This window comes from Pontibacter lucknowensis (assembly GCF_900156415.1).
GTDB lineage: Bacteria > Bacteroidota > Bacteroidia > Cytophagales > Hymenobacteraceae > Pontibacter > Pontibacter lucknowensis.
Window position 1 is genome coordinate 484,732 of record NZ_FTNM01000001.1, and the last position, 13,121, is coordinate 497,852.

The window sequence follows — 13,121 nt, forward strand, 5'->3', positions numbered from 1 at the left end:
GATTTCTTTCCCCACAGGCCCTCCTATGGTCCTGACCCGTTGCGCATACCATTTTCTCAGGTATAGCGGAACAGCTTCACAGTATTTATTGGTTATTACAAGATAGCACCGCTGTGATTTACAGAGCATTACCATTATTTCAACTATACTTTATTTATCAACCAACCCATGCGGAATAAGAATTTTATTATCGTTATGACTTTGATAGTATCGGCGCTCTGCCTGTACTACCTGTCATTCTCGTTCGTTGCCCGCAGTGTGCAGAAAGACGCTGAGGCCTATGCCACAGACGCACAAGGCAACGTAGACCACGCCCGCCAGCAGTCATACCTTGACTCGGTGTGGAGAGAGCCAGTTTACAACTTCCTTGGTGCTGAGTATACCTACCAGGAGGTAAAAGAAAACGAACTGGGCCTTGGCCTTGACCTTCGTGGCGGTATGCACGTGGTTTTGGAAGTGTCTCCTATTGAGATCATCAAGTCGATGTCTGGCAACAGCAAAGACCCTAACTTCCTCAAAGCCCTTGCCCGTGCACAGGAAATGCAACGCAACAGCCAGGAGAAGTTCACTTCCCTGTTCGCTGAGGCTTTCAGAGAGATTGAGCCAGACGGTCGTTTGAGCCGCATTTTCTCTAACACAGCCAACCGTGGCAAGATCAGCTACGAGTCCAGCAACGCTGATGTAATCAATGCGATTGATACGGAAGTAGAAGATGCCATTGAGCGTTCATTCAACATCCTGCGTACGCGTGTGGACAAATTCGGTGTAAGCCAGCCAAACATCCAGCGCCTGGGTAACAGCGGTCGTATCCAGATCGAATTGCCAGGCATCGACAACCCTGACCGTGTGCGCAAGCTCCTGCAGGGTATGGCAAATTTGGAGTTCTGGGAAGTATGGACGCCTGAAGAGGTTTCTCCTTATTTCACACAGCTGAGTGACCACCTGAACGCTGAAGAGAAAGCTGGTCGCTTGAACTTAGGCCGTACTGCTACCCAGTCTGCCGCCGCTAACGCTACTACGCCAGCTACCGTACAGGATGCTGCTGCTGACGACGTACTGGCACAGGCTGCCGCTACTTCTAACGACACTGCCGCCGCTGCTGCTGGCGACACAACAGCCCTTGCTTCTGCTGCACAGACTGACTCTGCTGATGCACTTCAATCACTTCAGGAAGAGCAAATGGGTGTAATGGGCCGTCTGTTCACGATGATGCCAGGTGGTATCGGTGCTAATGTGCGCGACACTGCCAAAATCAACGAAATCTTCAACAGACCTGATGTTCGTTCTATCTTCCCTCCTAACATGAAGTTCCTGTGGGGCGTGAAGCCACTTGTGGGTGACAACCGTCAGGAGTTTGTAGAGTTCTACGCTGTGAAGAAAGGCCGCGACGGAAAAGCACCTATGACAGGTGATGCCGTGAACGATGCCCGTCAGGACTTCGACCAGAACGGTCGTCCGGAGATTAACATGACCATGACACCTGCTGGAAGCAAGCGTTGGGCTAAACTGACAGGCGACAACGTTGGCCGTCAGGTGGCGATCGTGCTTGACAACTATGTATACTCTGCGCCAGTAGTGCAGGGCGAGATTACAGGTGGTAACTCATCTATCACAGGTAACTTTACTATTGAAGAAGCAAAAGACCTTGCCAACATCCTGAAGGCTGGTAAAATGCCAGCTCCTACCCGTATCGTGGAAGAAGCGATTGTAGGTCCTTCATTGGGTCAGGAAGCCATTAACCAGGGTCTGATCTCTACGGTTGCTGGTCTGATCATGGTGGTGATCTTCATGATCGCTTACTACAGCCGCGGTGGTTTCATTGCTGACCTCGCCCTGTTATTCAACGTGTTCTTCATCCTGGGCGTATTAGCTCAGTTTGGTGCAGCACTTACCTTGCCAGGTATCGCCGGTATCGTACTGACACTGGGTATGGCCGTGGATGCGAACGTACTGATATTTGAGCGTATGCGTGAAGAGTCACTCAAAGGACTGAGCATGCGTGAAGTGATCAACAAAGGTTACGACAAGGCATTCTCGACTATCTTGGATGCGAACGTTACAACCTTTATCGTAGGTTTTATCCTGTACTTCTTCGGTTCTGGTCCAGTGAAAGGCTTTGCCATCACCCTGATGATCGGTATCGTGACTTCATTCTTTACATCTGTGTTTATTTCAAGAATACTGGTAGAGCGTGTTTTCAAGAAGAGCGGCAAACTGTCATTCGGTACTTCTCTTTCAGCTAACATGTTCCGCAACGTGAAGTTCGACGTAATGAAGTTCAGAAAGCCAGCCTACGCCTTCTCACTTGCTGTGATTGTGTTTGGTTTCGTGGCCATGTACATCAACGGTGGCCCTAACCTGGGTGTTGACTTCAAAGGCGGTCGCTCTTATGTAGTGAACTTCGATCAGGCCATCGCAGCCCCTGATGTTCGTTCGGCCCTGTTGGACGACTTTGAGTCTGCTGGTACAGAAGTGAAGACATTCGGTGCTTCTAACCGTGTGAAGATTACAACCAGCTGGTTGGCCGATGACGAAAGCATTCAGGCGGACGAACGTGTGAAAGCTGCTTTGATGCAGGGTCTGGAGCAGTATAGTAACCAAAACCCAGAGATCCTGAGCCAGTCTAAAGTAGGCGCTACTATGGCCGACGATATCCAGAAGACAGCCTTAGTGGCCGTATTGCTGGCGCTGGTAGGTATCTTCATCTACGTGATGCTGCGCTTCAGCAAGTGGCAGTTCTCGCTGGGTGGTGTGGTAGCTTTGCTGCACGACGCCCTGATGATCATTGCTGTGTTCTCTATATTCGACCTGTTCGGTGTATCTTACGAAATGGACCAGGTGTTCATTGCAGCGGTACTGACGATCATCGGTTTCTCCATTAACGATACCGTGGTAATCTTTGACCGTGTGCGTGAGTACATGCACGACAACCCGAATAAGCCGCTGCGTGACATCGTAAACCCAGCCCTGATCAGCACATTCAGCCGTACGATCATCACCTCACTTACCCTGTTTGTAGTGGTGGTAATCCTCTTCATCTTCGGTGGTGAAGTACTGAGAGGCTTCTCGTTCGCTATGATCGTCGGTGTACTGGCCGGCACCTACTCTTCCCTGTTCATCGCGACTCCAATCGTGGTGGATACAGTAAAAGAGAAAGTAACACCAGCAGTATCTGCTAAAGTAGCTTAAGTTAAGCTCAGCACATAAATAGAAACTCCCGCCTCTGCAAAGGGGCGGGAGTTTTTTTGTTCATAGATATAGAGAAGTATGGCACCAATGCCATCAACTTAAGCTTTACTCTGTCATTTCGAACGCTAGTGAGAAATCTGGAGTTGGGGCATTGCTTCAAAATAATCCAGATCTCTACACTCTGTCGAGATGACAGGTTAGGAGCGGTATTGCTTTAGTTGGTGGCATTGGGTATACTATACCTAAAAACAAAAGAGCCAGCTCTGGTGAGAGCTGGCTCTTTTGTTAATCTACAGTGTCTATAATGACAACTTAGACAGTCACACCGTCAGCTACTACTTCCTGTACTTCAGGAACCATGCGCTTAAGCAGGTTCTCGATACCAGCCTTCAGTGTAACGGTAGCCGATGGACAGCCGCTGCAAGAACCTTGCAGGTGTACAGTTACCACACCGTCTTTGTAGGACTTGAAGGAGATGTTACCACCATCCTGCTCTACAGCCGGACGTACGTAGTTTTCCAGCAGGTCAGTTACTTTCTTCGCAATGGCAGCATCATCAGCAGACACTTCACCGTTTGATTCAGTGCTTGTGGCTGGCTTGTTTGCCTGGAAGCCTTCGACGAAGATCGGGCCACCTGCCTCTACATACGACTTCAGGAAGGTGCGCAGCTCAGGTATAAGCTTCACCCATTCGATATTAGCAGCTTTGGTTACTGTCACGAAGTTGCTGGCGATGAATACACGCGACACATAATCAAAATTAAAGAGCTCTTGTGCCAAAGGTGAATCAGCAGCGCTCTCTAAGTTAGGATAATCCACGCTCTGGCCGTCTGGCAGAAGGCCTACGTTCATCACAAACTTCATGGACTCGGGATTCGGGTTAGCTTCGGCGTATACCGAAACTGTCTTTTCTTTATTATCTAACATGGATATCAGCGTTTTATGTTAAAACTTAGGCCTGCGCCTTAAAGTTTCCAAAATTACTCAATTATTCTGACAAGTGATAATACTGCCTAACTCAGCGACAACTGAAAAATGGCCCTCATACTTGTACATTTCAATTATTCAGAGCACAAATAGTGCCTGATTTATGGTGTCTATACAACAATTTGGTTAGCTATTTAGCCCAGAAAATGTAACTTTGTGACGCAGTTAAATTTTTGTCCCGACTAAACACATAGCACGTTTAACATGCTTTACAACTACATTCTGCTGGCGCAAGCGCAGCATGCTATTCCTGGTTTCCTGATCATCCCGTTTCTGCTCCTGATCGGACTTATTGCAAGTGGTCCTATCTTTTTCGGGCACTTTTGGGAACACAACTATAAGAAAATAGCCGTTACACTTGGTCTGACTGTGTTGGCTTACTACCTGTTTGTGCTAGGTGATGTGCATATGCCTGCCCATACCCTGGCTGCGTACTTTACATTCGCTGTACTGCTTAGCTCCCTCTACATTGCGGCTGGCGGTATATACCTGAACGTGAACGCCAAAGCAACGCCACTTATAAATGTGGCACTGGTAGCTGTAGGTGCTGTTTTAGCTAACTTCATTGGTACCACAGGAGCTTCCCTGCTTCTGATTCGTCCGTTTATGCGCCTCAACGCGCATCGACTCAAGCCTTACCAGATCGTATTTTTTATCTTTATTGTGAGTAACGCGGGTGGTCTTTTGACGCCGCTTGGTGATCCGCCGCTGTTCATCGGCTTCATCAAAGGCGTACCGTTCTTCTGGACACTGCAGCACCTTTTCATTCCGTGGGTAATCTCTATTATTCTGCTTTGTACACTGTTTTATTTTGTGGATAGCCGCAACAAAGGCGATGAAATCGTAGCTCACCTTGACAACCCAGAGCCAAGCACAGGCAAAACAGAATTCAGCTTCACTGGTCGTCGTAACCTGTTCTGGCTGGCCATCATTATCGGTGCCGTATTCCTGGACCCAAACGTGATCGATGCTCTGCCACACATCTACTACGACGGCAATAAGTTCTCTTACATCCGTGAGATAATCCAGCTATCAGCTGCCTTCATGTGCTTCCGTTTCTCAAGCAAAGAAGCCCTGGCAGGTAACCAGTTCAACTTCCATCCTATTCTGGAAGTAGTGTTCCTGTTCTTCGGTATCTTCTTTACCATGATGCCGGCCCTGCAGCTGTCTGCCGAGATAGCCTCTTCGCCTGCTTATGCTAACTTCATCACACCAAACTTCCTGTACTGGGCAACGGGCTCACTTTCTGGCTTCCTGGATAATGCCCCAACTTATGCCAACTTCCTTTCACTGGCTATGGCCAAGTTTGACCTGGCTCAGAACAATGTAGAGGATGTTAGGCAGTTTGCTGCCGGTACTTCTGCCGCAGGTATGGAGACACTCATCCAGCTCGAAGCCATCTCGTTAGCAGCCGTACTTTTTGGTGCCTTCACTTACATTGGTAACGGACCAAACTTCATGGTAAAAGCGATTGCGGAAAGTGCCGGTGTGAAAATGCCATCATTCTTCGCTTACATCCTGCGTTACTCTATTCCATTCCTGCTTCCGATCTTCCTGCTGGTTTGGTTCCTGGTAGTACACCTGAGACTGTTCTAAACCGTAAGGTATAGCTATAATATAAGAGCCGCTCCCTAGTAAAGGAAGCGGCTCTTTTTATTTCAGTGACAAGTACAAAAGGACATTACAACTTATTCACCCGCTGCCTCAACAGGAAATCAGCCAGTACGAGTGCAGCCATTGCATCTACGATCGGCACGGCCCGCGGCAGCACGCAGGGGTCATGACGGCCTTTGCCTTGCAGGGTAATCTCCTCACCGGCATCGTTAATGGTCTGCTGCGGCTTCAGAATGGTGGCCACAGGCTTGAAGGCAACATTGAAGTAGATATCCTGTCCGTTGCTGATGCCGCCTTGTATACCTCCTGAGTGGTTGGTACGGGTACGCACATTGCCCTGCTCGTCGGTATAGAACTGGTCGTTGTGCTCCGAGCCGCGCAACTTCACACCCTCAAAGCCACTGCCATACTCGAAACCCTTCACCGCATTGATGCTCAGCATGGCCTTGCCCAACTCGGCGTGCAGTTTATCGAACACGGGCTCTCCTAAGCCCGATGGCACACCCTGTACCACACAGCTCACTACTCCGCCAATAGTATCCAGGCTGTCGCGGGCATCTTCGATCAGACCGATCATGCGGGCGGCAATTTTCCCATCAGGGCAGCGCACTTTATTGCTGTCGATCTGCGACAAATCGAGCTTTGTGTAGTGCTTGCGGAGCTTTACATGCCCCACCTGCGACACATAAGAGCGCACCATGATGCCATAATGCTGCAGCAGTTTGGCAGCCAAAGCACCTGCTGCCACACGAGCCACAGTTTCGCGGGCTGAGCTGCGTCCGCCACCCCGATGATCGCGCAGGCCATACTTGGCAGTATAGGTATAGTCAGCATGTGATGGCCGGAATGCCTGTGCCACATGCGAGTAATCGTGGCTTGCCTGGTCCTTGTTGCCTACCACCATCGCAATAGGCGTCCCCGTGGTTCGACCTTCAAACACGCCTGAAAGTATAGTTACCTTGTCTTCTTCTTTGCGGGGTGTGGTGATGTCTGACTGGCCTGGCCGACGGCGGTCAAGGGCAGTCTGTATCTCGTCTGGGGTTATCTCCAGACCTGCCGGACAGCCGTCCACGATTACGCCCACGGCTGGGCCATGTGACTCCCCGAAGGTGGTTATTCTGAAAATCTTACCGTAGGTATTGCTCATTTTATTTTGCGGTATTTTAAGAAGATAAACCCTGACACAGCCAACAGCACCAGCAGAATGATATTGGTATAGCGTTTAATGGCCTCATCCTGGTAAATGCTCACCAAGGTATGGTCTTCGTTTTCGATAATCTTATAAAAAGGCCCCAGATCGCGGGCCAGTACCATGGTACCTGCATCGGCTATACCTGTTACCGTCACACTCAGCGCGGATCGCAGTGTATCGTAGGTAGCAGTCACCGGATTGAAGTAAATCCACTGAAAGTCATCGGCCAGATTATAAGTGCCAGGCACGCGACCCAGCACCGAATAACTAAAACGCTTCACACCCTGCACACGTCCGGCACGCAACGTAATATCCTGCTGCAGATCGGGCGGATAGAAGTCTAACGTCCCTGTGGTAGTAGGGCTTGGAGGCATGATCGCAGCCAGATTGCCTTCTCCTTCCAGCTCAAACATGTACCTAAAGCTTTTGTTCAGCGGCACTGACTTGCTTGACAGCCCTTCGCGCAAAGTATATTCTCCCACAGGCACTACATCGCGCAGCGGGTGCGGTGGCAATTCTTTGACAGGTATGATGCGCTCACGGGCAAAGAAGGTCTTGTACCCTTCAAGGCGGTCTTCCAGCAGGGTAGGATTGACGGCCACTTTGTATTTGAGCATGCGCAGTGAAAGCTTCGGGAAATGCAACGGCTCAGTTGTGAGCGGGTATAGCACGGCTTCGTATAGCCTGAAGCGCAGGTATGGCTTTCCCTGCACGATTACCTGTTCAGGAGTTACCTCGTCTATTTCAAACACTTCCTCCCAGGCATTTGGCTGTTTCAGTTGGCGAAGTATACCTGTTATCTGGTTTGCAAAATCATGGAAGTCAAGCAGCCGTTGGTCTTCCTCTGCCAGGTAGAAGTAGAGCACAATGTTCAGGCCCTCGCCTACGTATACCTCCTTCTTGTCGGTATAAAGCGTGAGAAAAGCGTTGTCTTCCTGATCCACATACTCTTGGGGCTGCTCCTCTCCCTGCTCCGGCTGCTGTGGAATCACCAGGTCAGGTCCCTGCGGACTGACGGCAGCCATTGGCCCCACTTTGATTTTCATGCCGGGAGATTGCAAAGCCTGTCCATTCACAGTCATGCTAAATGGTTTGAGTTCGTAGTCGCCTTCGGCCAGCGCCGCGTAGTTTTGTGTGATGGTGAGCACGGTCGTGGTTTTACCTCCTGCTATGACCGTTTTGGTAGATGAGAAGCGGTTACTTTTTTTAAATCCTTCTATCTCTGGGAAAGGCGAGTAGTCTTTTAGTTGCTGATCCTGCAACCTGATGGAAACCGTGAAATAGGTATTGATCGGCAGTGGACTTTTCCCCAATTCAATACGGGCCTGCTGCGCAAAGGCGGGCACCAATACCGACAGGTATAACAGCACAAGTAGGAAAGTCAGGCGCATAATTCAGGTATAATAGCAAATTTACAAATTCTTGTCTCTATCCACCGGAATATTATTATCCAATTCTTAGCGACCCTCCAAATTTCTGCTCCCTTCCCTGATTCCTCATTTCTGTAAAATACAAGCCTTTTATGAACGTTCTACTAGTAGCTAAAAGATAGAAATCATCAGTGCGTTATCATTCAAAATCAGCTGATTAACTAAAAATTTTACAAATCAATCAAAACTGAATCAACTTTTTAGACTAATTTCGTATATCAGATTAGAATACCGAATTACCATATACAAAAATGCTGGAGTACGTTAAAACGATCTTGTTGAAGGTAAGCTTTGACAGAAAGCTGTTTGAAAAAGAACTGAGAAAAGCCTTCAAGGTGTTGATCCCAGAGGAGCTAAAACAGCTTAAACAATGGTGCTATGAAAAGTTCTCGGAGATGTATCTCTTTGTGTTGAACAAGGTTTTCTCCAGAGCTCAGGTCTGAGAACCGGGGCCTTGCTCCACAAAGCGGATGTTGCGCAATAGGCCATTATAACCTGTTCGTTTCACAGCTGATTTCTTGAACAGCTGCGCAAAGACCTCCTGTGTGATTTCCTCCCAGTCCGACTTTTTCATCTCCTTCAGCTGCGGGTGCGGCTCAAAGGCAGGCTCTTGATGTGGCTTGCTAAAGCGGTTCCAGGGACATACGTCCTGGCAGATGTCGCATCCGAATATCCAGTTTCCAAACTTCCCGTTCATCTCCTGGGGTAGCTGGTCTTTCAGCTCAATGGTGAAGTAAGAGATGCATTTGCTACCATCCACCACATAAGGTGCCACGATCGCATCAGTCGGGCAGGCATCCAGGCAGCGGGTGCAGGAACCACAGTAGTCTTTAATGGGGCCGTCGTACTCAAGCTCCAAATCAATGATCAGTTCAGCAATGAAGTAGAAACTGCCTACCTGCGGTGTGATCAGGTTGGAATTTTTGCCTACCCAGCCCAACCCGCTTTTCTTAGCCCAGGCCTTATCGAGCACCGGGGCTGAGTCCACGAAGCAGCGGCCGCCTACCTCTCCTATCTCATCGTTGATAAAGCTTAGCAGCGTCTTCAGCTTGTCTTTGATCACAAAGTGGTAATCGGTGCCGTAGGCGTACTTCGATACTTTATAGGTATCTTCTCCGGTTTGCTGTTTTTCCTGCTCCGGGTAGTAGTTTAGCAGCAGCGACACCACTGATTTGGCTCCCTCTACCAACAACCGTGGATCCAGTCGCTTGTCGAAGTGGTTCTCCATGTAGTGCATCTGCCCGTGCATGTTCTGCTTCAGCCAGTTCTCCAGCCGAGGGGCCTCCTCTTCCAAAAAATCAGCCTTGGAAACGCCGCAGTACATAAAGCCCAGTTCCTGCGCTTTCTGCTTGATGAGGTATGTGTATTGTGCTTTGTTCAAAATATGCGAGTCGCTCAGGTATAGCTATACCTGGAGGAGAACAAATTTACAGAGAAATAAATCCGATTCGCACCTATTTTGCCGAGCTCACCATGCCTTTTACATTTATGCTGCCCTTATCGCCCGCTTTTGGACAGCATTGTACTATTTTGAACACCTTGAGCAGACTTGCTACAAATTAAATCACGTTTGTGGCTCTTCTGAACACTGTCCCTAAGCTGGCATAATCTTAGGTATAGCAGAAGAAACCTATAAAAGCTTCACAACTATGAAAAAGAATCTCCTCTTACTGATTGCCTTTCTTATTGGCTTGGCTTATACCGTGCAGGCACAGGGCCAAAAATTACAGAATGGGAAAGTATTTCATCTGCACCCCAAGGGCGAACAGGAATGGAATTATGCCCAAGCTTACCGGAGCGGCAACTTGCTATACCTGTCAGGAACCGTCGGGAAAGGTGACATGGACAAGGCGATGGAGCGTGTTTACCAGACAATCGAGCTAACATTAAAGCAATACGGACTTGACCTGACCCATGTGGTAAAAGAAAACCTGTATGCAACAGACATTGAGGCAGCCAAGAAAAGCCAGCCCATCCGCAGAAAATACTATGGCACCCATACCCCTGCCGCTACCTGGGTTCAGATATCGAGGCTGTTTGAAGAAGATACTGTACTGGAAGTAGAGGTCATTGCGGAGATTAGGAAGACGGAGTAAGCGCGACAGTGTACCTTCCTATACTTCGTAAAATAAAAACGGCAGACCTAAGGTCTGCCGTTTTAAATCTATCACAAACAGTTTTTATTCAGATTGGTCAAACAAGCCCCCAGCTACCACCTGCTGTGGCGGGATCTTGCCAAGATGGCGGTAAGCAGCCTCTGTGGCTTCGCGTCCGCGTGAAGTACGCTTTATGTAACCCTCTTGTATCAGGAATGGCTCGTATACTTCTTCAATCGTCTCAGACTCTTCGCCACAGGCCGTTGCGATGGTAGACAGACCTACCGGACCACCCTTAAACTTATCAATGATGGTACTCAGGATACGGTTGTCCATATCGTCCAGGCCGTTGTGGTCCACATCCAATGCATTCAGGGCAAACTTTGCTATCTCTACCGTTATGGTGCCGTTGCCTTTCACCTGAGCAAAGTCGCGGGTACGGCGCAGCAAGTTGTTGGCAATACGCGGCGTACCGCGGCTACGGCGGGCAATCTCAAAAGCGGCATCATCATGGATAGGCGCTCCCAACAGGGCTGAAGAGCGTTTCACAATGGAGGTCAGCAGTTCAGCATCATAATACTCCAGGCGGGAATTAATGCTGAAGCGGGCACGCAGCGGGGACGTCAGCAAACCGGAACGTGTGGTCGCACCGATCAGCGTAAACGGGTTTAGACTGATTTGCACAGATCGGGCATTCGGACCCGAGTCCAGCATGATGTCGATCTTGTAATCCTCCATCGCCGAGTACAGGTACTCCTCCACAATCGGGTTAAGACGGTGTATCTCGTCGATGAACAGTACATCGTTGGCATCGAGGTTGGTCAGCAAACCAGCCAGATCGCTTGGCTTATCCAGAACCGGACCGGAAGTCATTTTTATACCTGCGTCCAGCTCGGAGGCGATAATATGCGAAAGGGTAGTTTTACCCAGTCCGGGAGGGCCGTGCAATAGCACGTGGTCCAGGGCTTCGCCACGATTCTTGGCTGCCTGCACAAATATTTTCAGGTTCTCCACCACCTTCGCCTGCCCCGTAAAATCGGCAAAGCTCAGTGGCCGAAGCGCCTTATCAATGTCTTTTTCAACCGGCGACATGTAGTCATTGCTACCGGTGAGATAATCTTCTCTCATAGAATAAACTGTATTATTGCAGCCAAAAGCTATACCTAAAGGTAACAGTTTCGGGTATGCTTTCGCTCCATTTCTGCCTACGAATTTAATGAATTTTGCTAATTATTTTATAGAAAATCATCAAATATCTAACCAGATTAGCAAAAGTAAAGGCAGCCACTCCCGCAGCTGCCTTTTAATACTTATTATCCTCTTCGCTTTGAGGAGAAGGTTAGGCTTACTTAAATGCCGGTATACCTGTGATATCGGCACCTGTGATCAGCAGGTGAATGTCGTGGGTACCTTCGTAAGTGATCACCGACTCGAGGTTCATCATGTGGCGCATGATCGGGTACTCGCCTGTAATGCCCATACCCCCGTGAATCTGGCGTGCTTCGCGTGCGATTTGCAAAGCCATGTCCACATTATTGCGCTTGGCCATCGAGATTTGCTGTGTGGTCGCTTTTCCTTCGTTTTTCAAAGTACCCAATCTCCAGGCCAATAGCTGCGCCTTCGTGATCTCGGTTAGCATTTCGGCCAGTTTCTTCTGTGTGAGCTGGAAAGCGCCAATTGGCTTGTCGAACTGGATGCGCTCCATGGCATACTTGCGGGCCGATTCGTAGCAGTCAATCGCAACGCCGATGGCACCCCAGGCAATGCCGTAACGGGCAGAATCAAGACAACCTAACGGACCTCGCAAGCCCTCTACATTTGGCAAGAGGTTCTCTTTTGGCACTTTCACATTGTCGAACACCAGTTCGCCGGTGCAGCTGGCACGCAGGCTCCACTTGTTATGGATTTCCGGTGTAGAGAAGCCTTCCATGCCGCGCTCCACGATCAGACCTTTGATGCGGCCTTGTTCGTTCTTGGCCCACACTACGGCCACCTGGCACTCCGGTGAGTTAGAGATCCACATCTTGGAACCGTTCAGCAAATAATGGTCGCCCATGTCTTTGATGTTGGTGGTCATGCCGCCCGGGTTAGACCCGTGGTCAGGCTCGGTGAGGCCGAAGCAACCCAGCCATTCGCCGCTGGCCAGCTTGGGAAGGTACTTCTTGCGCTGCTCTTCTGAGCCGTAGGCATAGATCGGGTACATCACCAGCGAGCCCTGCACCGAAGCGGTGGAGCGCATACCAGAGTCGCCACGCTCGATCTCCTGCATGATGATACCGTAGCTGATGTAGTCCAGTCCGCCGCCACCGTACTCGGCAGGTATCGTCGGGCCGAAAGCACCCACGTCACCAAACTTCTTCACAATCTCAGATGGGAAATGGGCATCCTGCGCCCACTGTTCGATGTTCGGAGAAATTTCTTTCTTCACAAAGTCACGCAGGGTCTGGCGGATGAGGAGATGCTCCTCGGTCAGTAAATCGTCAATGTTATAGTAGTCAGGAGCTCCTGATGATTCGTAGGCCATAGCTTATTTCGTTGTTTTAAGGAAAGGGTAATACGCAAATATAACAAGTTTTCTGAATCAGGATTTGCAGGATCAAAAATAGAGAGCCC

10 protein-coding genes are annotated in these 13,121 nt (G+C 49.4%); 4 read left to right on the forward strand and 6 right to left on the reverse strand.

The window, feature by feature from the left end:
* Window positions 1-168 precede the first annotated feature (168 nt).
* Entirely contained in the window at window positions 169-3,189 is a 3,021-nt protein-coding gene (gene secDF, locus BW972_RS02095; RefSeq protein WP_076420765.1) for a protein translocase subunit SecDF, read from the forward strand.
* Window positions 3,190-3,501: 312 nt separating this feature from the next.
* Here the strand turns inward: secDF and BW972_RS02100 are convergent, their stop codons facing one another.
* On the reverse strand, window positions 3,502-4,116 hold the full coding sequence (locus tag BW972_RS02100) for a NifU family protein (RefSeq protein ID WP_007652137.1): 615 nt from the start codon (window positions 4,114-4,116) through the stop codon (window positions 3,502-3,504).
* 264 nt (window positions 4,117-4,380) lie between these two features.
* On the opposite strand from BW972_RS02100, the gene BW972_RS02105 reads away from it, so the two are divergent.
* The gene (locus tag BW972_RS02105; protein WP_076420768.1) at window positions 4,381-5,772 is read left to right on the forward strand and encodes a sodium:proton antiporter; all 1,392 of its coding nucleotides are present in this window, start codon (window positions 4,381-4,383) and stop codon (window positions 5,770-5,772) included.
* A gap of 85 nt (window positions 5,773-5,857) precedes the next feature.
* Here the strand turns inward: BW972_RS02105 and aroC are convergent, their stop codons facing one another.
* Window positions 5,858-6,937 (reverse strand): chorismate synthase, encoded by a 1,080-nt coding sequence (gene aroC / locus BW972_RS02110; protein ID WP_076420770.1) that lies wholly within the window; start codon window positions 6,935-6,937, stop codon window positions 5,858-5,860.
* On the reverse strand, window positions 6,934-8,373 hold the full coding sequence (locus BW972_RS02115) for a BatD family protein (protein WP_076420772.1): 1,440 nt from the start codon (window positions 8,371-8,373) through the stop codon (window positions 6,934-6,936). Before BW972_RS02115 ends, aroC begins: the two co-directional genes overlap by 4 nt.
* 290 nt (window positions 8,374-8,663) lie before the next feature.
* On the opposite strand from BW972_RS02115, the gene BW972_RS19990 reads away from it, so the two are divergent.
* The gene (locus BW972_RS19990; RefSeq protein WP_007653987.1) at window positions 8,664-8,855 is read left to right on the forward strand and encodes a hypothetical protein; all 192 of its coding nucleotides are present in this window, start codon (window positions 8,664-8,666) and stop codon (window positions 8,853-8,855) included.
* On the opposite strand, the gene queG is transcribed toward BW972_RS19990, so the two are convergent.
* Window positions 8,846-9,796: a tRNA epoxyqueuosine(34) reductase QueG gene (queG, locus tag BW972_RS02125; protein WP_143731809.1), complete on the reverse strand. Its 951-nt coding sequence runs from the start codon at window positions 9,794-9,796 to the stop codon at window positions 8,846-8,848. The two genes, BW972_RS19990 and queG, sit on opposite strands and share 10 nt — an antisense overlap.
* 265 nt (window positions 9,797-10,061) lie before the next feature.
* Between queG and BW972_RS02130 the strand changes: the two genes are divergently transcribed.
* Window positions 10,062-10,508: a RidA family protein gene (locus tag BW972_RS02130; RefSeq protein ID WP_076420776.1), complete on the forward strand. Its 447-nt coding sequence runs from the start codon at window positions 10,062-10,064 to the stop codon at window positions 10,506-10,508.
* 84 nt (window positions 10,509-10,592) lie between these two features.
* On the opposite strand, the gene ruvB is transcribed toward BW972_RS02130, so the two are convergent.
* Together ruvB and BW972_RS02140 are read right to left on the reverse strand one after the other, a co-directional pair.
* Window positions 10,593-11,636, reverse strand: a complete 1,044-nt coding sequence (gene ruvB / locus BW972_RS02135; RefSeq protein ID WP_076420779.1) for a Holliday junction branch migration DNA helicase RuvB — start codon at window positions 11,634-11,636, stop codon at window positions 10,593-10,595.
* Between the two features lie 217 nt (window positions 11,637-11,853).
* Window positions 11,854-13,032, reverse strand: a complete 1,179-nt coding sequence (locus BW972_RS02140; RefSeq protein WP_076420781.1) for an acyl-CoA dehydrogenase family protein — start codon at window positions 13,030-13,032, stop codon at window positions 11,854-11,856.
* Window positions 13,033-13,121: the final 89 nt, after the last annotated feature.

Excerpts from the sequence above, each read along its gene's own strand:
- secDF (WP_076420765.1), top strand. The coding sequence starts at position 169 with ATGCGGAATAAGAATTTTATTATCGTTATGACTTTGATAGTATCGGCG.
- BW972_RS02100 (WP_007652137.1), bottom strand. The coding sequence starts at position 4,116 with ATGTTAGATAATAAAGAAAAGACAGTTTCGGTATACGCCGAAGCTAAC.
- BW972_RS02105 (WP_076420768.1), top strand. The coding sequence starts at position 4,381 with ATGCTTTACAACTACATTCTGCTGGCGCAAGCGCAGCATGCTATTCCT.
- aroC (WP_076420770.1), bottom strand. The coding sequence starts at position 6,937 with ATGAGCAATACCTACGGTAAGATTTTCAGAATAACCACCTTCGGGGAG.
- BW972_RS02115 (WP_076420772.1), bottom strand. The coding sequence starts at position 8,373 with ATGCGCCTGACTTTCCTACTTGTGCTGTTATACCTGTCGGTATTGGTG.
- BW972_RS19990 (WP_007653987.1), top strand. The coding sequence starts at position 8,664 with ATGCTGGAGTACGTTAAAACGATCTTGTTGAAGGTAAGCTTTGACAGA.
- BW972_RS02130 (WP_076420776.1), top strand. The coding sequence starts at position 10,062 with ATGAAAAAGAATCTCCTCTTACTGATTGCCTTTCTTATTGGCTTGGCT.
- ruvB (WP_076420779.1), bottom strand. The coding sequence starts at position 11,636 with ATGAGAGAAGATTATCTCACCGGTAGCAATGACTACATGTCGCCGGTT.
- BW972_RS02140 (WP_076420781.1), bottom strand. The coding sequence starts at position 13,032 with ATGGCCTACGAATCATCAGGAGCTCCTGACTACTATAACATTGACGAT.